Origin of the sequence: Flavobacterium fluviatile (assembly GCF_010645065.1) — a bacterium.
Lineage (GTDB): Bacteria > Bacteroidota > Bacteroidia > Flavobacteriales > Flavobacteriaceae > Flavobacterium > Flavobacterium fluviatile.
The window spans coordinates 1-690 of record NZ_JAADZW010000096.1 but is presented as its reverse complement, the minus strand read 5'-3'; the positions used below and the strand labels follow the sequence as shown (position 1 = coordinate 690).

The window sequence follows — 690 nt, the reverse complement described above, 5'->3', positions numbered from 1 at the left end:
ATTTATTGTTCACCTGCCAGCAGTACTACCAGTACGGTTACAGTTTTAAAAACAGCAGGAACAGGAGTTGGTACGATTACTTATGAAATCACAGCACCGGCAGGTTCAGTCACATCAAATAATACAGGAATCTTCACCGGATTGGCCGGAGGGGTTACTTATAGCTTCAAAGTAAGCGATGCAAGTGGCTGTTACGCTACAGGATCACATACGGTTCCGGTAGTTACGCCAATTGCAGTAGTTGCAGCCAAACAGAACGATGTTTATTGTAATGCAGGATCAACAGGATCAATCCGTTACAATGTAAGCCAGTTTGTATCTACATACAGTTATAAAGTAGGTACAGCAGCAGCAGTTACAGCTCAGAGTGGAGCAGTGTTGACATTGTCAAATCTTTCTGCAGGTACATATGATGTTGTTTTCACCGATGAGACAACAGGTTGTACAGCAACGACAAGTACTGTTATATCAGAACCGGCAACGCCATTATCAGCCACAGTTGCTCAGGTAAATGCGAACTGTAATGTAGCTACATCAAAAGTTACAGTAACCGCTGCAGGAGGAACCCCTGGTTATACTTATGCTTATAAGCAAAATAATGTTGCGCCAGTTGCAGCGGACTATGTAGCAAGTAACAGTGCGGATTTAAATCCGACAACCAACACAGAATGGGATGTTTGGGTAAAAGAC

The 690-nt window shown here is 43.0% G+C and carries 1 protein-coding gene; it reads left to right on the top strand.

Annotation, left to right across the window (positions count from 1 at the left end; genetic code table 11):
* On the top strand, positions 1 to 690 hold a 690-nt coding region (locus GXM17_RS21430), incomplete at both ends, for a hypothetical protein (protein ID WP_163401546.1).